The sequence below is a fragment of the Streptomyces sp. NPDC002845 genome (assembly GCF_053591955.1).
In genome coordinates this window covers 1-21,809 of the sequence record NZ_JBSFUU010000024.1, presented here as the reverse complement: position 1 = coordinate 21,809, position 21,809 = coordinate 1, and the positions used below count along the sequence as shown (strand labels likewise).

General features: G+C 69.5%; 22 protein-coding genes and 1 pseudogene. 16 read left to right on the top strand and 7 right to left on the bottom strand.

What is annotated here, in order from left to right; all coding sequences use genetic code 11:
- Position 1 precedes the first annotated feature (1 nt).
- From ACWD3C_RS19045 to ACWD3C_RS19000, 10 genes are all read left to right on the top strand, one after another.
- Positions 2-2,041, top strand: coding sequence for a glycoside hydrolase family 31 protein (locus ACWD3C_RS19045; protein WP_451145310.1), 2,040 nt, complete (start codon positions 2-4; stop codon positions 2,039-2,041).
- Positions 2,038-4,023 (top strand): glycoside hydrolase family 127 protein, encoded by a 1,986-nt coding sequence (locus ACWD3C_RS19040; protein WP_451145308.1) that lies wholly within the window; start codon positions 2,038-2,040, stop codon positions 4,021-4,023. The genes ACWD3C_RS19045 and ACWD3C_RS19040 overlap by 4 nt, the downstream gene beginning before the upstream one ends.
- 200 nt (positions 4,024-4,223) lie before the next feature.
- Positions 4,224-4,445: a translation initiation factor IF-1 gene (gene infA, locus ACWD3C_RS19035; RefSeq protein ID WP_003948620.1), complete on the top strand. Its 222-nt coding sequence runs from the start codon at positions 4,224-4,226 to the stop codon at positions 4,443-4,445.
- A 192-nt stretch (positions 4,446-4,637) separates the two neighbouring features.
- Positions 4,638-4,751 carry a 50S ribosomal protein L36 gene (gene rpmJ / locus ACWD3C_RS19030; protein ID WP_003998809.1) on the top strand — a complete coding sequence of 38 codons (114 nt, stop codon included), beginning with the start codon at positions 4,638-4,640 and terminating at the stop codon, positions 4,749-4,751.
- Positions 4,752-4,975: 224 nt separating this feature from the next.
- Positions 4,976-5,356 (top strand): 30S ribosomal protein S13, encoded by a 381-nt coding sequence (rpsM, locus tag ACWD3C_RS19025; protein WP_451145306.1) that lies wholly within the window; start codon positions 4,976-4,978, stop codon positions 5,354-5,356.
- A 67-nt stretch (positions 5,357-5,423) separates the two neighbouring features.
- On the top strand, positions 5,424-5,828 hold the full coding sequence (gene rpsK, locus ACWD3C_RS19020) for a 30S ribosomal protein S11 (RefSeq protein WP_003956432.1): 405 nt from the start codon (positions 5,424-5,426) through the stop codon (positions 5,826-5,828).
- A gap of 213 nt (positions 5,829-6,041) precedes the next feature.
- The gene (locus ACWD3C_RS19015) at positions 6,042-7,064 is read left to right on the top strand and encodes a DNA-directed RNA polymerase subunit alpha (RefSeq protein WP_003966937.1); all 1,023 of its coding nucleotides are present in this window, start codon (positions 6,042-6,044) and stop codon (positions 7,062-7,064) included.
- A 197-nt stretch (positions 7,065-7,261) separates the two neighbouring features.
- Positions 7,262-7,789: a 50S ribosomal protein L17 gene (gene rplQ / locus ACWD3C_RS19010; protein WP_451145304.1), complete on the top strand. Its 528-nt coding sequence runs from the start codon at positions 7,262-7,264 to the stop codon at positions 7,787-7,789.
- A gap of 73 nt (positions 7,790-7,862) precedes the next feature.
- The gene (gene truA / locus ACWD3C_RS19005) at positions 7,863-8,720 is read left to right on the top strand and encodes a tRNA pseudouridine(38-40) synthase TruA (protein ID WP_451145302.1); all 858 of its coding nucleotides are present in this window, start codon (positions 7,863-7,865) and stop codon (positions 8,718-8,720) included.
- Between the two features lie 54 nt (positions 8,721-8,774).
- Entirely contained in the window at positions 8,775-8,951 is a 177-nt protein-coding gene (locus ACWD3C_RS19000) for a hypothetical protein (RefSeq protein ID WP_451145300.1), read from the top strand.
- 125 nt (positions 8,952-9,076) lie between these two features.
- Here the strand turns inward: ACWD3C_RS19000 and ACWD3C_RS18995 are convergent, their stop codons facing one another.
- Positions 9,077-9,955, bottom strand: a complete 879-nt coding sequence (locus ACWD3C_RS18995; RefSeq protein ID WP_451145299.1) for a hypothetical protein — start codon at positions 9,953-9,955, stop codon at positions 9,077-9,079.
- A 928-nt stretch (positions 9,956-10,883) separates the two neighbouring features.
- On the opposite strand from ACWD3C_RS18995, the gene rplM reads away from it, so the two are divergent.
- From rplM to glmM, 3 genes are all read left to right on the top strand, one after another.
- A complete protein-coding gene (rplM, locus tag ACWD3C_RS18990) occupies positions 10,884-11,327 on the top strand; it encodes a 50S ribosomal protein L13 (protein WP_451145297.1) in 444 nt (147 codons plus the stop codon).
- A gap of 42 nt (positions 11,328-11,369) precedes the next feature.
- Positions 11,370-11,885 (top strand): 30S ribosomal protein S9, encoded by a 516-nt coding sequence (gene rpsI / locus ACWD3C_RS18985; protein WP_451145295.1) that lies wholly within the window; start codon positions 11,370-11,372, stop codon positions 11,883-11,885.
- 229 nt (positions 11,886-12,114) lie between these two features.
- Positions 12,115-13,473: a phosphoglucosamine mutase gene (gene glmM, locus ACWD3C_RS18980; RefSeq protein ID WP_451145293.1), complete on the top strand. Its 1,359-nt coding sequence runs from the start codon at positions 12,115-12,117 to the stop codon at positions 13,471-13,473.
- 119 nt (positions 13,474-13,592) lie between these two features.
- Here the strand turns inward: glmM and coaA are convergent, their stop codons facing one another.
- Complete coding sequence (coaA, locus tag ACWD3C_RS18975; protein WP_451145291.1) at positions 13,593-14,582, bottom strand: type I pantothenate kinase; 990 nt, start codon at positions 14,580-14,582, stop codon at positions 13,593-13,595.
- A 193-nt stretch (positions 14,583-14,775) separates the two neighbouring features.
- On the opposite strand from coaA, the gene ACWD3C_RS18970 reads away from it, so the two are divergent.
- Positions 14,776-15,018: a hypothetical protein gene (locus tag ACWD3C_RS18970; protein WP_451145289.1), complete on the top strand. Its 243-nt coding sequence runs from the start codon at positions 14,776-14,778 to the stop codon at positions 15,016-15,018.
- A gap of 111 nt (positions 15,019-15,129) precedes the next feature.
- Here ACWD3C_RS18970 and ACWD3C_RS18965 read toward each other — a convergent pair whose 3' ends face one another.
- From ACWD3C_RS18965 to ACWD3C_RS18950, 4 genes are all read right to left on the bottom strand, one after another.
- Positions 15,130-16,560: an NAD(P)H-hydrate dehydratase gene (locus ACWD3C_RS18965; RefSeq protein ID WP_451145287.1), complete on the bottom strand. Its 1,431-nt coding sequence runs from the start codon at positions 16,558-16,560 to the stop codon at positions 15,130-15,132.
- Between the two features lie 94 nt (positions 16,561-16,654).
- Entirely contained in the window at positions 16,655-17,446 is a 792-nt protein-coding gene (locus tag ACWD3C_RS18960; RefSeq protein WP_451145285.1) for a hypothetical protein, read from the bottom strand.
- A 25-nt stretch (positions 17,447-17,471) separates the two neighbouring features.
- Positions 17,472-17,702: a DUF397 domain-containing protein gene (locus ACWD3C_RS18955; RefSeq protein ID WP_451145283.1), complete on the bottom strand. Its 231-nt coding sequence runs from the start codon at positions 17,700-17,702 to the stop codon at positions 17,472-17,474.
- Between the two features lie 8 nt (positions 17,703-17,710).
- Positions 17,711-18,562, bottom strand: coding sequence for a helix-turn-helix domain-containing protein (locus ACWD3C_RS18950; protein WP_451145281.1), 852 nt, complete (start codon positions 18,560-18,562; stop codon positions 17,711-17,713).
- A gap of 237 nt (positions 18,563-18,799) precedes the next feature.
- Between ACWD3C_RS18950 and ACWD3C_RS18945 the strand changes: the two genes are divergently transcribed.
- On the top strand, positions 18,800-19,231 hold the full coding sequence (locus ACWD3C_RS18945; RefSeq protein ID WP_451145279.1) for an ATP-binding protein: 432 nt from the start codon (positions 18,800-18,802) through the stop codon (positions 19,229-19,231).
- Positions 19,228-19,595: pseudogene (locus ACWD3C_RS18940) on the top strand (holo-ACP synthase). The gene ACWD3C_RS18945 and the pseudogene ACWD3C_RS18940 overlap by 4 nt, the downstream one beginning before the upstream one ends.
- A 594-nt stretch (positions 19,596-20,189) precedes the next feature.
- On the opposite strand, the gene ACWD3C_RS18935 reads toward ACWD3C_RS18940, so the two are convergent.
- On the bottom strand, positions 20,190-20,717 hold the full coding sequence (locus tag ACWD3C_RS18935) for a hypothetical protein (RefSeq protein ID WP_451145277.1): 528 nt from the start codon (positions 20,715-20,717) through the stop codon (positions 20,190-20,192).
- Between the last annotated feature and the right edge of the window lie 1,092 nt (positions 20,718-21,809).

Genomic DNA, 21,809 nt, shown 5'->3' with positions numbered 1-21,809 from the left:
CATGGTGACCTTCCACCCGTCCGCGGCCGCCCTGGAGGTGCGCCACCGGCACGAGGTCCTCACCATCGAGGCGTGGGGCGCCGACAGCGTCCGGGTACGCGCCGCGCCCTACCGGCTCCCGGCCGAGAGCCACGGCGCCCTCGACGAACAGCCACCGCCCTGCGACCCTCCCCGGATCGGCACCGCCGAGGACCACGCCACCTTCGTCCACGGCGAGCTGACCGTGCGCGTGGACTTCGACCGGCGCGCGGCCTACCCCGAGCCGCTGCTGACGTTCTCCCGCACGAGTACGGGGGCCGAGCTGCTGGCCGAGAACCGGGAGCACTTCTGGCTGCCGGGGGCGCGGGTCTTCCACGGCAACCGCTCCGGCGCCTACGAGGTCCACCAGCAGTTCGCCGCGTACGAGGACGAGCGGCTGTACGGGATGGGCCAGCGCACCCACGGCCGGCTCGACCTCAAGGGCCTCGCCCTGGACCTCGTCCAGCGCAACGGCGAGGTGAACATCCCCTTCGTGCTCTCCAGCCGCGGCTACGGGCTGCTGTGGAACCTGCCCGCCGTGGGGCGCGCCGAGTTCGCCGCCAACGCCACCCGCTGGCAGGCCGCCCAGGCCCGCGAGATCGACTACTGGTTCACCGCCGCCCCCACCCCCGCCGCGATCCTCGCCCGCTACGCCGACGCCACCGGGCACGCGCCCGAACTGCCGCAGTGGGCGAGCGGCTTCTGGCAGTCCAAGCTCCGCTACCGCGACCAGGACGAACTGCTCGCCGTCGCCCGGGAGCACCGGCGCCGCGGCCTGCCCCTCTCCGTCATCGTCGCGGACTACTTCCACTGGTCGGCGATGGGTGACTACCGCTTCGACGAGACCGAGTGGCCCGACCCCAGGGCGATGGTCGAGGAGCTGGCCGAGCTGGGTGTCGAACTGATGGTCTCCATCTGGCCGACCGTCTCGCCCCTGTCCGAGCACTACGCCGACTACCGCGACCGCGGGCTGCTCGTCGGCACCGACCAGGGGGTGGAGTTCCACCAGACCATCCAGGACAAGGGCATGACCGCGCCGACGCCCGTGGCCTTCTACGACCCGACCAACCCGCAGACCCGCGCGTACGTCTGGGACCTGACCCGGCGCAACTACCTCGACCTGGGCATCCAGGTGTTCTGGCTGGACGCCTGCGAGCCCGAGCTGAACCCGGCGCACCCGGCGAACATGGCGCTGTACGCCGGTCCCGGCGCCGAGGTCGCCGGCATCTACCCGCGGGACAACGCCCGCCTGTTCGCCGAGGGGATGGCCGCGGCGGGCCGGGAGCCCACCGTGCTGCTGTGCCGTTCGGCGTGGGCGGGCGCGCAGAAGTACGGCGCCGCGGTGTGGTCCGGCGACATCCCCGCCACCTGGGAGTCCCTGCGGCAGCAGATCCGGGCCGGACTGAACATCGCCGTCTCCGGCATCCCGTGGTGGACCACCGACATCGGCGGCTTCCACGGCGGCGACGCCCGCGACGAGGCGTACCGGGAGCTGATGATCCGCTGGTTCCAGTTCGGCGTGTTCTGCCCGCTGTTCCGGCTGCACGGCGACCGCGAGCCCCGCACCCCCACCTCGTACGCGCAGTCCGGCGGCCCCAACGAGGTCTGGTCGTACGGGGAAGAGGCGTACCGGATCATCTCCGGGCTGCTGCACCTGCGCGAGCGGCTGCGCCCCTACATCCACGAGCAGATGCGCACCGCCGCACGGACCGGGCTGCCGCCGATGCGCCCGCTGTTCGTGGACCACCCGCACGACGAGCGCGCCTGGGCGGTGGACGACGCGTTCCTGTTCGGCCCGGACATCCTCGTCGCGCCCGTCGCGCAGGCCGGGCAGCGTGCCCGGGAGGTCTACCTCCCGGCCGGCACCCGGTGGACCGACGCCGCGAGCGGCGAGGTCCACGACGGCGGGCGCACCGTGGAGGCGGCCGCGCCGATCGACCGCATCCCCGTCTTCACACGCGAGGGCGCCAACGTGCCGCTGCCGGCCGCGCACACGACCACGGGAAGAGGAACACAGGCATGACGACAAGCGAGACCACGGCCGGCGAGACCACGGCCGACGGCGCACGCAGACGCGCCGCCGATCCGTGCGGCGGCCGCCCGGTCGTCCCGGCCCGCGGCCCGCAGCGCCCCCTCGGCATGGACGAGGTGGCCGTCACCGGCGGCTTCTGGGCGACGCTCCAGACGACCAACGCCACCGCGACCCTCACCCACTGCGAGGAGTGGATGGAGCGACTCGGCTGGCTCGCCAACTTCGACCGCGTCGCGGACGGCACCACCGGGCCCGACCGGCCCGGCTGGTCCTTCTCGGACTCCGAGGTCTACAAGCTCATCGAGGCCCTGGCCTGGGAGTACGGCCGGTCCGGCGACGCGGCGCACGACACCGCCGTACGACGGCTGACCGCACGCATCGCCCGGGCCCAGGACACCGACGGCTACCTGGGCACCTGCTTCGGCCACGCCGGCCAGCCGCCCCGCTACAGCGACCTGGAGTTCGGGCACGAGCTGTACTGCACCGGCCATCTGCTCCAGGCGGCGGTCGCCCGGCTGCGCACGGTGGGCGCGGACGAGTTGGTGGCCGTCGCCCGCCGGGCCGCCGACCACGTCTGCGCCGCCTTCGGACCCGACGGACTGCCGGGTGTCTGCGGCCATCCGGAGATCGAGGTGGGCCTGGCCGAGCTGGGGCGCGCCCTCGGCGAGGAGCGCTATGTGGAGCAGGCGCGGCTGTTCCTGGACCGCCGCGGCCACCGGACCCTGAAGGACATCCCGTTCGGCCGCGCCTACTTCCAGGACGACGAGCCGATCCGTACCGCCGCCACCTGGCGCGGCCACGCCGTACGCCAGCTCTACCTGTCGGCCGCAGCGGTCGACGTGGCGGTGGACCAGGGCGACGCCGAGCTCTTCGCCGCCGTCGAGCGGCAGTGGGCGAACGCGGTGGCGCGGCGCACGCACCTGACCGGCGGCATGGGCTCGCGCCACCAGGACGAGGGATTCGGCGAGGACTGGGAACTGCCCCCGGACCGGGCCTACTGCGAGACCTGCGCGGGCGTGGCCTCGGTGATGGTGTCCTGGCGGCTGTACCTGGCCACCGGGAACCTGCGGTACGCCGACCTGATCGAACGCACCTTCTTCAACGTGATCGCCACCTCGCCGCGCTCGGACGGCCGGGCCTTCTACTACGCCAACCCGCTCCAGCAGCGGGCGGCCGGAGGGCCCGGCGACGACGGCGCGGTGAGCCTGCGGGCGGAAGGCGGGAGCCGGGCCGCCTGGTTCGACGTGTCGTGCTGCCCCACCAACGTCGCCCGCACGCTGGCCACCTGGCACACCTACCTGGCCACCGCCGGACAGCGGGACCTGACGCTGCTCCAGTACGCCGACGCCCGGATCAGGACCGAGCTCGGGGACGGGCGCACGGTGGACCTCGACATCGAGACGGCCTACCCGCGGGACGGCCTGGTCACCGTGCGGGTCGTGCGGGCCCCCGAAGGACCCGTGGCCCTCCGGCTGCGGGTACCCGGCTGGGCCGCCGGCGCCGTGCTGGAGGAGGGCGGTCGGCGGCGCCCGGCGGAACCCGGGACGGCGGCGGTCGTGGACCGGCCGCTGGTGGCCGGCGAGGAGATCCGGCTCCACCTGCCCACGGCGCCGCGCTACACCTGGCCGGACCGCCGTATCGACGCGCTGCGCGGCTGCGTGGCCGTCGAGCGCGGACCGCTGGTCTACTGTGCCGAGTCCACCGACCTGCCCGTCGGCCTCGACCTGGCCGACCTCACGGTGGACGGCACCGCCGCCCCGGCGGAACGGGACGGCCGCGTCCTGCTCCGCGCCTGGCCGACCACCCCGCCGGGCCCGGACCGGCCCTGGCCCTACGAGACGGCAGCGGACCCGGGGAGCGAACCCTGGGAACCCGCACAAGCCCTGGAGCTGGCGCTCACCCCGTACCATCAGTGGGCGGAACGCGGCCCCTCGGCGATGCGCGTCTGGCTTCCCGTGGTGCCCCGGAGATGAGGCTGCCCGACGCCCTTAAGCCGCTAAGCCGCGTGCGGGTCGGTTGCGGGTTGGTTAAGGATCTCCGTGGTGGGGCATTCTCTCTCGATTCGTCTTTCCAGAAGCCCTGACGTAGACTGACTCGTCGGCTCTCGTGTATCCGCATGTCCATGTGCGGTCTGCATGGAGTCGATCAAGGTAGTCGATTCGAAGGGCGAAGCGTGGCCAAGAAGCAAGGTGCCATCGAGATCGAGGGCACTGTCGTCGAGTCTCTGCCGAACGCCATGTTCAAGGTCGAGCTCCAGAACGGCCACCAGGTCCTGGCACACATCAGCGGCAAGATGCGTATGCACTACATCCGTATCCTCCCTGACGACCGGGTCGTGGTGGAGCTGTCTCCGTACGACCTGACGCGTGGCCGGATCGTTTACCGATACAAGTAGGACTTGGGCGGGTCTCGCACCCGCCCCCGCGGCCGGAAGGGTCGTGGTCGGACAGGCTCGCCCTGTCAAACTCCCCGGAGTGATCCAGGGGAGCCACTCGGGGCATGCCCGGAGTGAACTTCAACGGTACAAGTAGATCTTTGCCCGCTCCCGCCCTCCTGGGCGGGGCAATGACCCGGAGAACCTCACCACATGAAGGTCAAGCCGAGCGTCAAGAAGATCTGCGACAAGTGCAGGGTGATCCGCCGTCACGGTCGGGTCATGGTCATCTGCGAGAACCCGCGCCACAAGCAGCGCCAGGGCTGACGCACGACCGACCGCACCCTCTGCATCGAGATCGCAGAGTTTCGCGCGACGCGAGCTGAATATGTTCATACGCAGGACCCGGGCGCCTGAAGGTGCCTGACACCCCCGGTTCGGAGGCCGGGGACCCAGTTCGTACCGAATCTTCCCGAGCAGACGAGGGAGGAGGACGGCGGGTGGGAATCGGTTCTGTGGAAGACCTCCGAAGATCAAACTGGAGCCATTGAATGGCACGCGTTTCCGGTGTTGACATCCCGCGCGAAAAGCGTGTGGAGGTCGCCCTCACCTACGTGTTCGGCATCGGCCGGACCCTCTCGCAGCAGACGCTGGCCGAGACCGGCGTCAACCCGAACACTCGCGTTCGTGACCTCTCCGAGGAGGAGCTGGTCCGGATCCGCGAGTACGTCGACAACAACATCAAGACCGAGGGTGACCTCCGTCGCGAGGTCCAGGCCGACATCCGCCGCAAGGTGGAGATCGGCTGCTACCAGGGTCTGCGGCACCGCCGCGGTCTGCCCGTCCGCGGTCAGCGCACCAGCACCAACGCTCGCACTCGCAAGGGCCCGCGTCGCGCCATCGCCGGCAAGAAGAAGCCGGGCAAGAAGTAGTCCGCAGCGACACTCGCCGTCCAGCGGTCTTCGCTGTAGGACCGACCACCTCCCGTAGGAGTTATAGATGCCCCCCAAGGGTCGTCAGGGCGCTGCCAAGAAGGTGCGCCGCAAGGAAAAGAAGAACGTCGCTCACGGCCACGCGCACATCAAGAGCACGTTCAACAACACCATCGTTTCGATCACGGACCCGTCCGGCAACGTGATCTCCTGGGCCTCCGCCGGCCACGTCGGCTTCAAGGGTTCCCGGAAGTCCACGCCGTTCGCCGCGCAGATGGCCGCCGAGTCGGCTGCCCGCCGCGCCCAGGAGCACGGCATGCGCAAGGTCGACGTGTTCGTCAAGGGCCCGGGCTCCGGTCGCGAGACCGCCATCCGTTCGCTCCAGGCGACCGGTCTTGAGGTCGGCTCCATCCAGGACGTCACGCCTACGCCGCACAACGGGTGCCGTCCGCCGAAGCGTCGTCGGGTCTGACCCGGTCAGACACAGCGGCCTCTCCGCGTGAGCGGAGGCGACCCGCGTCGTCGCGGTTGATCGCGTACGGCCGCTTGTCGGTTTGAGGCTTTCGGGCGGTACGGCTCCGTAAAAGGGCCGTATCGCCCGTACCCTTGCAGTACCCGTCCCTTTCGCCGGGGGCGGTTCCGTCGGGCGTCAAATAGCGGGCGTCCACGACTGAAGGATCTACACATGCTGATCGCTCAGCGTCCCTCGTTGACCGAAGAGGTCGTCGACGAGTTCCGCTCCCGGTTCGTGATCGAGCCGCTGGAGCCGGGCTTCGGTTACACCCTCGGCAACTCCCTGCGCCGGACCCTCCTGTCCTCGATCCCCGGTGCGGCTGTCACCAGCATCCGCATCGACGGCGTTCTGCACGAGTTCACCACCGTGCCGGGCGTCAAGGAGGACGTCACCGACCTGATCCTCAACATCAAGCAGCTGGTCGTGAGCAGTGAGCACGACGAGCCCGTCGTGATGTACCTGCGCAAGCAGGGCCCGGGTCTGGTCACCGCCGCCGACATCGCGCCCCCGGCCGGTGTCGAGGTGCACAACCCCGACCTCGTCCTCGCCACGCTCAACGGCAAGGGCAAGCTGGAGATGGAGCTGACCGTCGAGCGCGGTCGCGGTTACGTCTCCGCCGTGCAGAACAAGCAGGTGGGCCAGGAGATCGGCCGTATTCCGGTCGACTCGATCTACTCGCCGGTTCTCAAGGTCACGTACAAGGTCGAGGCCACCCGTGTCGAGCAGCGCACCGACTTCGACAAGCTGATCGTCGACGTCGAGACCAAGCAGGCGATGCGTCCGCGTGACGCCATGGCCTCCGCCGGTAAGACGCTGGTCGAGCTGTTCGGGCTGGCCCGTGAGCTCAACATCGACGCCGAGGGCATCGACATGGGTCCGTCCCCGACGGACGCCGCCCTCGCCGCGGATCTGGCGCTGCCGATCGAGGAGCTGGAGCTCACCGTTCGGTCGTACAACTGCCTCAAGCGTGAGGGCATCCACTCCGTGGGTGAGCTGGTCGCGCGCTCCGAGGCCGACCTGCTCGACATTCGCAACTTCGGTGCGAAGTCGATCGACGAGGTCAAGGCGAAGCTGGCCGGTATGGGCCTGGCGCTCAAGGACAGCCCGCCTGGATTCGACCCGACCGCTGCCGCCGACGCGTTTGGCGCGGACGACGACGCGGATGCCGGGTTCGTCGAGACCGAGCAGTACTAAGCGCTCCGCGGGGAGGCCGTACTGAGTCTGCGGGCCGGTTGTGGCTGGTCGCGCCCACGCGACGGAGTCGCATATCGACACCGCCCCGCGCCCCTTCCAGGCCCCTTCGGGGGCCTGGATCTCCGACAGGCGACCGCCTGCTCGGATACTGACCTCGGTACCTGATACGGCCGGGGCAGACACCTAGGAGAAACACGATGCCGAAGCCCACCAAGGGTGCCCGTCTGGGCGGCAGTGCCGCGCACGAGAAGCTGCTCCTCGCGAACCTGGCGAAGGCGCTCTTCGAGCACGGCCGTATCACCACCACCGAGGCGAAGGCCCGCCGCCTGCGCCCGTACGCCGAGCGTCTGGTCACCAAGGCGAAGAAGGGCGACCTTCACAACCGCCGTCAGGTGCTCCAGGTCATCACGGACAAGAGCATCGTGCACACGCTCTTCACCGAGATCGGCCCGCGTTACGAGAACCGTCCGGGTGGCTACACCCGTATCACCAAGATCGGTAACCGCCGTGGCGACAACGCGCCCATGGCCGTCATCGAGCTGGTCGAGGCGCTGACGGTGCAGCAGACGGCGGTTGGCGAGGCCGAGGCCGCGACCAAGCGTGTGGTCAAGGAAGACGTCCTCAAGAAGGACCTCAAGAAGGAGGAGGCCGCCCCGGCCGAGTCCGCCGAGGCCGTCGAGGACGCCAAGGCCGAGGCTCCGGCCGAGGAGTCCAAGGACGCCTGAGGCTGAACCTCGCATGGAGCGGGTCCGTCCCCTGGGGGCGGGCCCGCTTCCGCGTTGCTGAGAGGATCTAGGGGTGAGTGACGAAGTACAGCCCGGGTTCGTGCGGGTGCGGATGGATCTGTCGTACGACGGGACCGGGTTCTCCGGGTGGGCCAAGCAGGCCGGGGGACGGCGGACCGTGCAGGGCGAGATCGAGGATGCCCTGCGTACGGTTACACGGTCCCGGGAGACGTACGAGCTGACCGTGGCCGGGCGCACCGATGCCGGTGTGCACGCGCGGGGACAGGTCGTCCATGTCGATCTGCCCCGGGAGGTCTGGGGCGAGCATCACGGGAAGCTGCTCAAGCGGCTCGCCGGGCGCCTGCCCAAGGACGTACGGGTGTGGGCCCTCAGGGAGGCGCCCAGCGGCTTCAACGCCCGGTTCTCCGCGATCTGGCGGCGGTACGCCTATCGTGTCACCGACAACCCCGGCGGTGTCGATCCGCTGCTGCGCAGTCATGTCCTCTGGCACGACTGGCCTCTTGACGTCGATGCGATGAACGAGGCGGCCCAACAGCTACTGGGTGAGCATGACTTCGCCGCGTACTGCAAGCGGCGCGAAGGGGCCACGACCATCCGTACGCTCCAGGAGCTGAGCCTGGTGCGCGGGGATGACGGGATCGTCACCGCCACGGTGCGGGCCGACGCCTTCTGTCACAACATGGTGCGGTCGTTGATCGGCGCGCTGCTGTTCGTGGGGGACGGGCATCGCGGGGCGGATTGGCCGGGCAAGGTGCTGGCGGCCGGCGTACGGGACTCTGCCGTGCATGTCGTACGGCCGCACGGGCTGACGTTGGAGGAAGTCGGTTACCCCGCCGACGAGTTGCTGGCCGCGCGGAACAAGGAGGCGCGGAACAGGCGGACGTTGCCCGGGACGGCAGGGTGCTGCTGACACCCGGCCGCGGGCCCTTGCCGGCCTTGCCCGCCACGACGTCCGAGTCGGGGTTTGCCGACCCGACCCGACCCGATCCGGGCCGCGTCCAGGCGGCTTCAGCCGGTCAACGAGATCACCGTCAACTGGAACCCGGCGTCGGCTGGAACTCGGCTCCGGCTGGAACTCGGCTCCGGCCTGGATGAGCGCATTCGCTCGCGGCCGGTGTGGCCGGTCGACCGTGACGGCTAGCTGGTACAGCAGGGTCCGGCTCACCACCGTGCTCGGCCCGACCGGCAGCACACCAGACCCCGCCGTCGCGGCGGCGGGTGCGTGCGCTCGCACCGGCTCCGGAAGACACGGTGCGACGGTGCGGGTTACTCGTTGGCCGCCGCCGACGCCTGTGCCTCGCCGCGGCGGCGGATCTGGCGGAAGGTGAACTCGGCCAGGTCGTCGCCGGTGTCGAAGACGGCGGTGTCCTTCTCCGTCACGTCCTTGCCGTTGGTGAAGCCGGCGAGGGTGAAGTAGGCGTAGCGGCCGTAGGAGTTGGTGGTGGAGCGGCAGATCGCCGTACGGCAGAAGGCGCCGATGCCGTCGCCGGGGAGCGAGGTGACGATGCTCTTCTTGTCCGCCTCCTGCTTGGCCTTGGTCGCCTGGGCCTCGGTGTTGAACAGGGCGACGCCGACCGTGACGGCGATGCCGTCCTTGGCGTAGGTGACGCGCATGACGCGGTTGCAGCCGTTGTCCTTGAGGACCTTGTCGAGGGTGCCCTGGACGGCGGAGGCGCACTTCTTCGTGGAGGCGGTCAGGCCCTTGGTGTAGACGGTGTCGCCCATGGTGAGCCGGTTGCCCGGGAAGAGGGTCTCCGGGCTGAGGTCGGCCTTGTCCTTCTTCGCGCTGGAGATGAATTCCTTCGGGTCCAGCGGGGGAGGGGCGGAGGTCGGGGCGAACGTCGGGTCCGGTTCGGCGCTCGTGCTCGGGATGTCCGCGGTGGCGGGCAGGCCGTTGGTGGGTCTGTTCGGGGTCTCGGTGCCGCTGTTCGCGTTCACGACGGCTACGGCTACGGCGGTGCCTATCGCGAACGTGGCGAAGGCGCCGCCGACGATCATCAGCAGGCGGCGGCGCCTGTTGCGCGACTCCGACGCCTCGGCGAGTGCCGCCCAGTCCGGAGTCCGGCTGCTCTGGTCGGCCCACTGCGGTTGCTGCGAACCCGGGGTCCAGGGATCCCACTGGGGCTGGCCTTGCCCATAACTCATGAGCCGCATTTTAGACGGGCGTTGGGGCATGGTTTTGCGTCTCGCGGGTTACTTGAGCCCCAAGCGTGATCTGGAGGGCGCGGGCAAAGCCGACATCTGGGGGTGCTCCGGGGCGTCTGGGCACGCGGGAGCTTTTTCCTCGCCCCCGCCGCCCCTGCCCTATCCCATCCCCCAGGGGCTCCGCCCCTTCGACCCCGGCCAAGGGGCTGCGCCCCCTTGGAACCCCCGGAGGGCAGGCCTCGGGCCTTCAGCCGGGGCCTGCCAGGGCCTTCGTCGGGGCTTGGCCTCGGGGCTGTGGCTGGGGGCGGCTGGGAGGGGGCGGCTGGGGGTCCGGCCGGGGGCGCGTTTCAGGTCTCCGGTGGGGGTGTGCCGTGGTGCCGTCCGGTGGGGGTGTGTCTTGGGTCCTTGGCTGGGGTGCGTCGCGGTTTGCTGCTGCACGGCTTGGCCCCGGGCCTCCGGCGAGGGCCGGTCTCGGCGCCCTCCGGCGGGGTTGGCCTCGGGGCTTCGGCGGGGCTGTCCCGGGTCCCGGGCCTGTAGACGGGGCTGTCCCGGGGCCCCGGGGGCGGCCTCGGCGCCTCTCCAGAGGGGGCACCCCAGGGTCCCAGTGGACGCCCCCTTGCCGGGGGCAGACCGTCGCCCCGGCGGCGCGTGGCGGGTCGGGCGGGGCGGGCGTGGCCGGCCGGTGGGGAGTGGGCTGGTTCATGGGGGCGGGCTCGTTTTGACCAGGTCGGGGCAGCGCGGGTATTCTGCACTTTCGTTATGTGTATTGGCTTGCTCATTCTCACGTGAGGGGCCCTTACACCGGTCCGCCGGGCCGATGACCAGCGACCAGCACGCGGTTTGCGTCACCGCAGTGCGGTCAGGGCTGTCGTGATCGTCTTCGGTGACCTTGTCAGGAACCTCACTGAAGAAGCGAAGGCTACGAACCGTGCGTACGTACAGCCCCAAGCCCGGCGATGTGACGCGTCAGTGGCACGTCATCGACGCCCAGGACGTTGTCCTGGGCCGTCTGGCCACCACTGCCGCCACCCTTCTGCGCGGCAAGCACAAGCCGATCTACGCGCCGCATGTCGACACCGGTGACTTCGTCATCATCATCAACGCCGACAAGGTGCACCTGTCCGGCAACAAGCGGACCCAGAAGATGGCGTACCGCCACTCCGGTTACCCGGGTGGTCTGCGCTCCGTCCGTTACGACGAGCTGCTCGACAAGAACCCCGAGAAGGCCGTCGAGAAGGCCGTCAAGGGCATGCTCCCCAAGAACACCCTGGGCCGTCAGATGCTCTCGAAGCTGAAGGTCTACTCGGGCGACCAGCACCCGCACGCTGCCCAGCAGCCGGTGCCGTTCGAGATCACCCAGGTCGCGCAGTAAGTCCGGCCACCCCCTAAGACCGAAGAGAATCTGAGGAGAATCGTGGCCGAGACCACTGCTGAGCAGCCGCTCGACGAGACCGTCGACATCGACAGCTACACCACGGAGACCGAGGTTCCGCTGGAGGGTGAGTACACCTCCGAGTCCCTCGGCTCCCAGTTCGGCGAGCCCCAGCCGGCCGCCGGCCTGGGCCGTCGCAAGAACGCCATCGCCCGCGTCCGGATCGTCCCGGGCTCCGGCAAGTGGAAGATCAACGGGCGTACGCTCGAGGACTACTTCCCGAACAAGGTCCACCAGCAGGAAGTCAACGAGCCCTTCAAGGTGCTCGAGCTGGAGGGCCGCTACGACGTCATCGCCCGTATCTCCGGCGGCGGTGTCTCCGGCCAGGCCGGTGCGCTCCGTCTCGGTGTCGCCCGCGCCCTGAACGAGGCCGACGTCGACAACAACCGCGGTGCGCTGAAGAAGGCGGGCTTCCTCCGCCGTGACGACCGTGCCGTCGAGCGCAAGAAGGCCGGTCTGAAGAAGGCCCGCAAGGCCCCGCAGTACAGCAAGCGCTAATCGCGCATCGCGCGGCGCGCGTCCAGTTACGCGCGCCCCGCGTCCGCTGTTTCGCAACGATCGCCCCGACGGCACGCTCTGTGCCGTCGGGGCGGTTCGTTTACCGGGAACGGTGCTTATCACAGGCTTATGCGACAGAGGGGCTTAAGCAGCAGAAGGCTTATGCCGCAGCCTGGGGACCCGGACACTCGGTAAGAGCCGCACATTCTCAGCAATTCGGAGGACACCAGTGGGACGACTCTTCGGCACGGACGGCGTGCGCGGTGTCGCCAACGCGGACCTGACGGCCGAGCTGGCGCTCGGGCTCTCGGTCGCGGCGGCCCACGTACTGGCCGAGGCGGGTACGTTCGAGGGCCACAAGCCGGTGGCGGTGGTCGGGCGGGACCCGCGCGCGTCCGGGGAGTTCCTGGAAGCCGCCGTGGTCGCAGGCCTGGCCAGCGCGGGCGTGGACGTCCTGCGCGTCGGCGTGCTGCCGACGCCGGCCGTGGCGTATCTGACCGGCGTGCTCGGCGCCGACCTCGGTGTGATGCTCTCCGCCAGTCACAACGCCATGCCGGACAACGGCGTCAAGTTCTTCGCACGCGGCGGGCACAAGCTCGCGGACGAGCTGGAGGACAGGATCGAGGCCGTGTACGAGGAGCACCGCACCGGGGCCCCCTGGGACCGGCCCACGGGCGCGGGCGTCGGCCGCGTGACGTCGTACGACGAAGGCCCCGACCGGTACGTCGACCACCTCCTCTCCGTCCTGCCCCACCGGCTCGACGGGCTCAAGGTCGTCCTCGACGAGGCGCACGGGGCCGCCGCCCGCGTCTCGCCCGAGGTCTTCAGGCGCGCCGGGGCCGAGACCGTCACCATCGGCGCCGAGCCCGACGGGCTCAACATCAACGACGGCTGCGGCTCCACCCACCTGGCCGCCCTGAAGGCGGCCGTCGTCGAGCACGGCGCCGACTTCGGCATCGCGCACGACGGCGACGCCGACCGCTGCCTCGCCGTGGACCACGAGGGCAACGAGGTCGACGGGGACCAGATCCTCGCCGTGCTCGCGCTGGCGATGCGGGAGCGTTCCGTCCTGCGCTCCGGCACCGTCGTCGCGACCGTCATGTCGAACCTGGGCTTCAAGCTCGCCATGGAGCGCGAGGGCGTCAAGCTCGTCCAGACCGCGGTCGGCGACCGGTACGTCCTGGAGAAGATGAAGGAGCACGGGTACACCCTCGGCGGCGAGCAGTCCGGGCACGTCATCATCCTGGACCACGCCACCACCGGCGACGGCACGCTCACCGGGCTGCTGCTGGCGGCCCGGGTCGCCCAGTCCGGCCGTACGCTCAAGGACCTCGCGTCCGTCATGGAGCGGCTGCCGCAGGTGCTGATCAATGTGCCCGACGTCGACAGGTCCCGGGTCGGCACGTCCGCCGAGCTCGCGGCCGCCGTCGCCGACGCCGAGCGTGAACTCGGGTCCACCGGGCGGGTGTTGCTGCGGCCGTCGGGGACGGAGCCGTTGGTGCGGGTGATGGTCGAGGCGGCGGATATTGATCAGGCTCGGTCTGTGGCTGGGCGGTTGGCTGATGCGGTGAAGTCGGCGTTGGGGTAGGGCGGGGCCGGGTAGGGGGTGGGGTTCTGTGGTTGGCGGGCTGCTTGTTGTCAGTGGCTGGTCGCGCCCACGCGGCGGAGCCGGAGGATGTCACAGCCCCGCGCCCCTGCCGGGCGCGTTTACAGCTTGCGTAGGCTCAGGCGCTGGACCTTGTGGTCGGGGCCCTTGCGGAGGACCAGGGTGGCGCGGCCGCGGGTCGGGGCCACGTTCTCTGTCAGGTTCGGCTTGTTGATGGTGCGCCAGGTCGTGCGGGCGTAGTCGAGGGCCTCCTCCTCCGACACCTGGGTGTACCTGCGGAAGTAGGAGGAGGGGTTCTGGAAGGCCGTGGCGCGCAGCTTCCCGAACCGGTTCAGATACCAGCGCTCGATGTCCTCGGTGCGGGCGTCGACGTACACGCTGAAGTCGAAGTAGTCGGCGAGGCCCACGCGGGTGCGGCCGTCCTTGCCGGGGAGGGCGGGCTGCAGGACGTTCAGGCCCTCGACGATCAGGATGTCGGGGCGGCGGACGGTGAGCCGCCGGCCGGGGACGATGTCGTAGATGAGGTGTGAGTAGACGGGGGCCGTCACCTCGCCCTTGCCCGCCTTGATGTCGGCGACGAAACGGGTCAGCGCGCGGCGGTCGTACGACTCGGGGAAACCTTTCCGCGACATCAGGCCGCGGGCTTCCAACTCCTTGGTGGGCAGCAGGAAACCGTCCGTGGTGACCAGTTCGACGCGCGGGTGCTCGGGCCAACGGGAGAGCAGCGCCTGGAGGAGGCGGGCGACCGTGGACTTGCCTACGGCGACCGAGCCCGCGACGCCTATGACGAACGGGGTGCCGGACTGGGAGCCCTGCTCGCCGAGGAAGGTGTTCAGCGCGCCGCGCAGGCCGTCCGTGGCCTTCACGTACAGGTTGAGCAGGCGCGACAGCGGCAGGTAGATGTCCCGTACCTCGTCGAGGTCGATGACGTCGCCCAGGCCACGCAGCTTCTCGACCTCCTCGGCGGTCAGCGGGAGCGGCGTCTTGTCGCGCAGCGCGCTCCACTCGGCACGGGTGAGGTCGACGTAGGGAGTCGCCTCCGGCTTGGGCCGGTGGGCGCTCCGCGGCAACGAAGTAACCGATGAGATCACAGTCCATTGTTAACGGAGTTCGAACCGGGCGGCGGGGTGGGGTCCGTCACGCGGGGCTCTCCGTGGGGAACGGGTGTGCGGAAAATGTGCCGAAGGTATGGACCGCGTGTGGTGGGCGGAGTTACCGTCCCCGGTGCCGGAAGCGAGCCGCCTTCCGGGAGTCGTGGGGTGTGGGGTGGCGATGGCCATGCGTATGCGTATACGTGTTCGTGGTCTCATACGTCGTCGCCGTCGGTCTACGCGCGCTGAGTGGTCCTCCGCCTTCTCCGGGCGTGTCCACAGCGAACTCGCGGCCGATCTGCCGGACGAGGACCTGGGCGAGTACCTCGGCGACTGCCTCGACATGTACCGGATGGGCAGTAAGCCGCGGTGCGAGGAGGCCGAGTACCTGGAGATGGTGCAGGAGGCGATCGACCGGATCGAGCGGGGGGAGTGAGGGGAGCGAGGGGAGCGAAGGCTTCCCCGAGGGCTTTCCTGAAGGTTTCTCTGCGGTCTGAGGAGCGGCTGAGGAGCGGCTGAGGTCGGCTGCTGAGGTCAGCCGCTGAGGTCAGTCGCGGACGTCCCGCCACGCCGCCGGGATCGCGTCCGCCACGTCGTGGGCTCCGGCCGGGGCGCCGTTCGAGGCGTAGCGGCCCGCCAGTCCGTGCAGGTACGCGGCGACGCTCGCCGCGTCCAGGGCGGGCAGGCCCGCGGCCAGGAGGGAACCGGCGAGGCCCGAGAGGACGTCGCCGCTGCCCGCGGTGGCGAGCCAGGGGGTGCCGGTGGGGTTGACGCGTACGGGATCGCTGTCGGGGGTGGCGATCAGGGTCGTCGATCCCTTGAGGAGCACGGTGGCGTCGTAGAGCCGGGCGAGGTCCCGTACGGCGGACAGGCGTGCCCCTTCGACCTCCTCGCGGGAGACGCCCAGCAGGGCGGCGGCCTCTCCGGCGTGCGGGGTCATGAGGGTGGGGGCCGTGCGGGCGCGCACGGTGTCGCGGTCGGCGAGGCGGAGGCCGTCCGCGTCGAGCAGCACGGGTACGTCGGTGGCGAGCACCTCGGCGACGGGGCCCGGGTCGTCCCCGGCGCCCGGGCCCACGACCCAGGCCTGGACCCGGCCGGCCTGCTTCGGGCCCTTCTCCGAGACGAGGGTCTCCGGGAAGCGGGCGATGACCGCGTCCCCGGCCGGGCCGACGTAGCGCACGGCGCCCGCTCCGCCGCGCAGGGCGCCCGAGACCGCGAGGACGGCGGCGCCCGGGTAGCGGGCGGATCCGGCGGCGATGCCCACGACACCCCGGCGGTACTTGTCGCTCTCGGCCGAGGGGTGGGGCAGCAGGGCGGCCACGTCGGCGTGCTGCAACGCCTCCAGGTCGGCGTCGGCGGGGAGGTCGAGGCCGATGTCGACCAGGCGTACGGTGCCGGCGTGTTCGCGGGCCGGGTCGATGAGCAGGCCGGGCTTGTGCGTGCCGAAGGTGACGGTCAGATCGGCCCGGACGGCCGCGCCGCGCACCTCGCCGGTGTCCGGTTCGATGCCGCTCGGCAGGTCCACGGCGACGACGGCCGCCCGGGACGCGGCGGCGAGTTCGGCGAGGGGCGCGGCGTCGAGGCGCAGGCCGCCCTTGCCGCCGATGCCCACGATGCCGTCGACGACGAGGTCGGCGTGGTGGAGGGCGGTGGCCGCCTTGTCGGTGGCGGTCGTGGTGCCGCCCGCGCGGCGGAGGGCTGCCAGGCCGCCCGGGTGGGTGCGCTCCGGGTTGAGCAGCACGGCCGTGACCCCCGCCCCACGCCGGGCCAGCCTCGCCCCCGCGTACAGGGCGTCACCACCGTTGTCCCCGCTGCCGACCAGGAGGACGACCCGCCTTCCGTACACCCGTCCGAGCAGATCCGCACAGGCAGTGGCCAGGCCTGCGGCGGCGCGTTGCATGAGGGCGCCTTCGGGGAGGCGGTCCATGAGGGTGCGTTCGGCGGCGCGGACGGTTTCTACGCGGTGGGCGGTTCGCATAGGGCGAGTCTTCCGCACCTGGGGGCGGCTGTCCCAGTGGTTCGGCCGCCGGGTGCCGTCGGTTGCCCCCTGGGGTTGCCGTCGGTTGCAGTCGTCAGCCGAGCTTGGCCAGCTGGGCGTCGATGACGGCGGTCGGCAGGCCGAAGTCCTTGCCGCTCAGCGCCGCACCGAAGTTGGTGCTGGAGAAGGTGGCCAGCGTGTTGCCCTGCCGCACGACCACCAGCTTGTACGGCAGCGTCTCCCCGTCCCCTTCCCTGGTCACGGTCCAGGCCGCGGCTTCGTCCCCGCCGGAGAAGCTCTCCTCGGCGATCTTCGTGACCTTGTCCTCCTCGCCGTCGGTGGTCCCGGCGAATCCGTCGGCGCACTTCTCGGCGGCGGTGCGCAGCGCGGCGACGGCCTCCTCGGCCTCGCTGTCCTCGTACGAGAACAGCGAGGCCGCCGTGGCCACCACGTTCATGCTCGCGGCGAGCTGCTCCTCGGGTGACATCTCGGCGAGTTCCTCGTCCGAAGGCTTTGTGGGCTCGGATCTCACGATCCGCTGGGCCTTCGCGGCCGGCTCGCCGACCGGCAGGGCGTTCACGGCATATGCGAGTGGCTCGCACGCGGCGTTCTCCACGCTGACCTCCTCGGCGTCCGGGATGTCGGCGGTCGCGGCCTTCTCGACCGTGTGCCCCTCGACGTCCTTGTCCGCCAGCGCGAGCTTTTCCAGCTCCGCGGTCGTCAGCACTTCGGCCGCCGGAGAGGTGGTAGCGCTCTCCTCCGCCGTGGCCTTGTCCTGGGCCGCGCCCGCGTCCGCGGACTCGTCACCACCGCAGGCGGTGGCCAGCAGGGCCAGACAGGCCACGGCGGCGGCAGCGGCGGTACGGCGGAGGGGTGTGGCTCTCATGGTGAGTGCCTTTCCGTGAAGTGGGTCAGTCGCGCAACCTGCCGGTGCCGGTGCCGGTGCCGGTGGCGGTGGAGTGGGTCTTCAGGGCCTCGACGAAGGGGGCGAAGGCTCCGGTCGGGAAGGTGAGGGTGGCCCTGGCCGGGGCCTTGGAGTCGCGGATAGCTATGTGGGTGGGGGAGTTTGCGATCTCCACGCAGGAGTTGCCGTCACCGGCGCCGGAGTAGGACGACTTCCGCCAGTTGTCGGGGGTGGTCACCGTGCGCCTCACACTTCCTTGGCCAGCCTGTGAATGAACTCACGCGAACGCTCGGCGTCGAGTGACGCGGCCTCCAGTCTACGGAAAAGTGTTCGAAGGACGTTGAGCTGGGCCTCGGAATCCATGAACGTCGCGGCGTGAGGTGCGTCGCCAACGGCTGAGTCCAGCTTGGGTACAGCGCCGCCTGCCATCATCATCGCGGCCCAGGACCCGCCGAAGCCGTCCAGGTCGAAGGGGATGACACGTACGGTGACGTGGTCCTCCTCGGAAAAAGCGAGAAGGCTGGCGAGTTGAGCTTGCGAGGCAGCGCGGTCGTCGACTCGGATGCGCAGTGCCGCCTCGTGGATGATCGCCTCGTACGGTGTGGGATCGGCGCCTTCGAGGATCACCTTGCGTCGCATCCGATGCTGGACGCGCAACTCCAGTTCCTCATCGGGGAGTTCCGGGATCCTGTCGGAGAAGATGGCGCGGGCGTACCCCTCCGTCTGCAGTAGGCCGGGGATGTAGAGGAACTGGACCTCTCGCAGGAACGTGGCGTGGTGCTCAAGTTCCGCGAGGTCGAGGAAGGGGGTGGGCAGCCGCCCTCGGTACTCTTCCCACCAGCCGCGCGTCCGATCGGTCGCCATGGTAACCAGCGCATCGACGAACGCTTCGTCCGTGCACACGTAGTGGGCTGCAAGGCGGCGCAGTCGCTTCTCGCTCACACCTGTGAGGCCCGACTCGATCTGGCTGATCTGTGCGGAACCCACCCCGAGCAGTGCCGCCGCCTCGCGGGCTGTGAGACCTGCCGCGTCGCGGAGCCTGCGCAACTCGACCGCCAGGCGCATCTGACGTGCCGTTGGCTCGCGCCTCAATGCCATCGAATGCTCCTCCCAATGCGCCTGTAGGCGCGCCTCGTTCGGGGGTCAGGTTACGCGACCGGCTTGCAAAACTTAAAAAGCTAGGTCTACCTTCAGTGATGCGACGCACACGCTGCGGAACGCCGGGACCCCCGGAAGCGCACCACTCCGTCCTGCCATGACGGCTGCGGCACTGCCACCGCCCGCCACCGCCGCGCATCCCCGACTCTCCTTCACCCACCCGACAGGAGTTCACGCATGCCCGAAACCGGCCCCTGGGAGTACTCCCTCTCCATCCCCAACGACCTCCGTGCCGTCACCGTCAGCCGCCGTACCCTCCGCCTGATCCTCACCCTGCACGGCCTGATCGGCCTCGTCGACGTCGCTGAACTGCTCGCAGCGGAGCTGGTGGGCAACGCCGTACGCCACACCAAGGGCCCCGCCATCCTGCGCGTGCGCTGGTCGGCCGGCGTCCTGCGCATCGACGCCTGGGACGCCGACCCTGAACCACCCCAACCGCCACAGCCGTTCGACCAGGTCACCGACCTGGAGGACGGCAGGGGAATGGCGCTGATCCGAGCCTGCGCCGACGCATGGGGCTGGCAGCCACTGACCCGACAGGGCCACCGCGGCAAATACGTATGGTGCGAACTGGCCACCGCCCAGACAGCCGTGGGGCGCCCGGCGTGAGCATCAGCGGGGTCGGTATCGATGTGGTCGAGACCGACCGGTTTGAGGCGTCGCTGCGGCGCACCTCCGGGCTGGCGGAACGGCTGTTCCAGGAGAGCGAGTTGCTGCTGCCCAGCGGGGAGCGCAGGGGCGTGGCCTCGCTGGCTGCCCGCTTCGCCGTCAAGGGGCCCCGGCCAAGGCGCTCGGCGCACCGCAGGGCCTGCACTGGACCGGCGCCGAGGTCTTCGTCGAGGACACCAGGGCACCCAGACTGCGGGCGACCGGCCACGGTGGCGGCGCGGGCGGCGGAACTCGGGTGCGGTCGTGGCACGTGTCGCTGAGCCATGACGCGGGGGTGGCGTCGGCGGTGGTGGCGGAGGGGTAGCGGGCGTACACGAACCGGGCCGGGCCCTGACCTCGCCCATCGACCAGACCGAGGGCCCACGGCGACACGCCGATCGCCTCGTGCCGTGGCCCGCAACGGCAAAGGCGCCGGAACACAGCCCGCACCACGCACCCGGCGACCGTGTCCGCGCCTGCGTCCGCGAAGGTGGTGTACGGCAACTCGCCGCGACGTCTGCTCAACTGTGTGCTGAGTCTCATCGACTGGGCCAGCGACCTGGGGTCTCACGGGATCTCGGTGAGACTCGGCACACAGTTGGCGGTGCCGGGCGGAACCGTTTCGAGGACTGTCAGCCTTGACCCGCACCCGCACCCGCACCACGGACCACAGCGATCACGACGACCACCGGGCTACCCTAAGAAACCGCTCTCCAACTGGCACCAGCCGCCCGGCCGGTACGTGGTTGTGGCCGCTACGTGATCATGACGGTCATGTCCCTGGCGGTCCAGCTGCGGAACACACCGTCGGCGAGGACGAGCTGCTGCACAAGATCGCCAGCACGTCAAGACCACCACATCGCATCTGAGACGCTCCCAGCCGCTCACCTCGGCCGAAACCCGTCAACTCCTCGATAGCTCAGCCGATGGAGCTGCTGACGACGGGCTTGGCGCCATGCTTGACCTGCTGGGTGCGGTCGTACAGCAGTTGCATGACCGCTTGGGCTCGCTCCTTAGTGGCGGTCAGTTCTGAATAACCCACAGCCGACACCCACAGCACAGTGGTGCCCGTGCGGGCCTTCACGGAAAACAGTGTGATGTGGCTGCCCTCCATTTGTGAGTCAAGCTTCTGCCGCGTGGCCAGACGCTCATCGCCGAGTGAGTCGGGCAGCGCGAGTTCCGTTCCGTCCAGGTTCAGCCCGGCGTAGACATCTCGCGCGGCGTCGTTGCTGGTGCAGGAGTACATCGTGAAATTGAGCCGGACCCACTCATCACAGGTCTTGCCTCCTCGTGTCAGATCCATCGACCCAATAGCCACGGCGTCAGGGCAGCCATTAATGATGACGCCTTCGCACGCTCGACGGTCGGTGGTGACCAGTGGCTCGCCGATACTCTCCCAGCCGGCCAGTTCAGCCGCGCTACTAAGGATCTCCCGAACATGGCGCACACGCAGAAATCTGACGGCTCCGGCAGCCGATGATGTAGTCGTGGCCTTGGGGCCGGACGTGTCCGTTGATATGGGCGAGCGTTGTCCGCCGGCTCCCGCACCTGATTCGCACTCGGCAATCAGCAGCCCTATGGCGACCGCTCCCGCCGCCCTCCGTGCCCGTCGTCTGCCACTGCCGTCTCCCATGCGCCCAACCTCTATTAGCACGTGCGCGCCTCCCCGCCCGCTCGGCCAGGGCTTCGCCCACGTTGGTCATCAATACCTTGCAGGCGTTTCCATCAGCCAACTTCCAGCTTGAAAAGCAAGATGCCAAGAAGCGCTTCACGCACCCTGGACGACTTTCTCTATTCCACTGACCAAGGGGATCCGAATCCCTCAGGAAATCCGTTCAGGAAGTCTGATACGGCACCAACAGCTTGATCGCGGATAATCAGATCAGATCGCTTTAAGATGCCCATCTGACCACCACGGACAAGCTGGATTTCCCCCGTACCGGCCCCAGAATCGTGCAGCTGAACAATCTCTGCATCAGCCGACTCTCTTGTGACCAGGTAAAGATCCGGACCCCTCGCAATCGACAAGTATCGAAAGGGCTCGTCCTCCGTCACGGAAATCTCAGTGCGTCGATAGCCATCCAGCTCTGCAACCGATTGAGAGATCCGCTCCAGCGAGGGGTTGTCAACTTTCCCAGTCGCGCGTCTTGGAGCGGTACCTTCCATCTCCTGCCAGTGTGATCACGACGATCTACCTCAGCGATCTTGGTATGGATGGTCTTCGAGTTGCGTTGATTGTATGGATTCCAGAAGGCGTGTGAACCAGAAGCTCATCAACGCCTATACCGCGCATCAAGGACCCAACTCCACCAGTCGCGCCACATGAGCGGCAGAAGTCTCGATCCACATGCAAGACCGCTCTCGCCCCAGTCGCCAGCCATCGCTCCAAGTTCGATACCTCACATATCGCCTGCGGCTACTTCGGCGGACCGCACGTCCGCTACCTGATCTTTAATGCGTGAGGTAGCAAGGTCACGTTTGGGTCGGACCAATGGTCAGGCCGGTCTCGGTGAGGCAGCCGTCGACGAGGTGCGGGCGG

Bases quoted from the DNA above. Each gene is read 5' to 3' on its own strand.
- rpsM (WP_451145306.1), top strand. From the start codon at position 4,976: ATGGCACGCGTTTCCGGTGTTGACATCCCGCGCGAAAAGCGTGTGGAG.
- rplQ (WP_451145304.1), top strand. From the start codon at position 7,262: ATGCCGAAGCCCACCAAGGGTGCCCGTCTGGGCGGCAGTGCCGCGCAC.
- rpsK (WP_003956432.1), top strand. From the start codon at position 5,424: ATGCCCCCCAAGGGTCGTCAGGGCGCTGCCAAGAAGGTGCGCCGCAAG.
- ACWD3C_RS18970 (WP_451145289.1), top strand. From the start codon at position 14,776: ATGCGTATACGTGTTCGTGGTCTCATACGTCGTCGCCGTCGGTCTACG.
- ACWD3C_RS18965 (WP_451145287.1), bottom strand. From the start codon at position 16,560: ATGCGAACCGCCCACCGCGTAGAAACCGTCCGCGCCGCCGAACGCACC.
- ACWD3C_RS18950 (WP_451145281.1), bottom strand. From the start codon at position 18,562: ATGGCATTGAGGCGCGAGCCAACGGCACGTCAGATGCGCCTGGCGGTC.
- ACWD3C_RS19045 (WP_451145310.1), top strand. From the start codon at position 2: ATGGTGACCTTCCACCCGTCCGCGGCCGCCCTGGAGGTGCGCCACCGG.
- ACWD3C_RS18945 (WP_451145279.1), top strand. From the start codon at position 18,800: ATGCCCGAAACCGGCCCCTGGGAGTACTCCCTCTCCATCCCCAACGAC.
- rpmJ (WP_003998809.1), top strand. From the start codon at position 4,638: ATGAAGGTCAAGCCGAGCGTCAAGAAGATCTGCGACAAGTGCAGGGTG.
- ACWD3C_RS19015 (WP_003966937.1), top strand. From the start codon at position 6,042: ATGCTGATCGCTCAGCGTCCCTCGTTGACCGAAGAGGTCGTCGACGAG.
- ACWD3C_RS18995 (WP_451145299.1), bottom strand. From the start codon at position 9,955: ATGAGTTATGGGCAAGGCCAGCCCCAGTGGGATCCCTGGACCCCGGGT.
- ACWD3C_RS19040 (WP_451145308.1), top strand. From the start codon at position 2,038: ATGACGACAAGCGAGACCACGGCCGGCGAGACCACGGCCGACGGCGCA.
- ACWD3C_RS18960 (WP_451145285.1), bottom strand. From the start codon at position 17,446: ATGAGAGCCACACCCCTCCGCCGTACCGCCGCTGCCGCCGCCGTGGCC.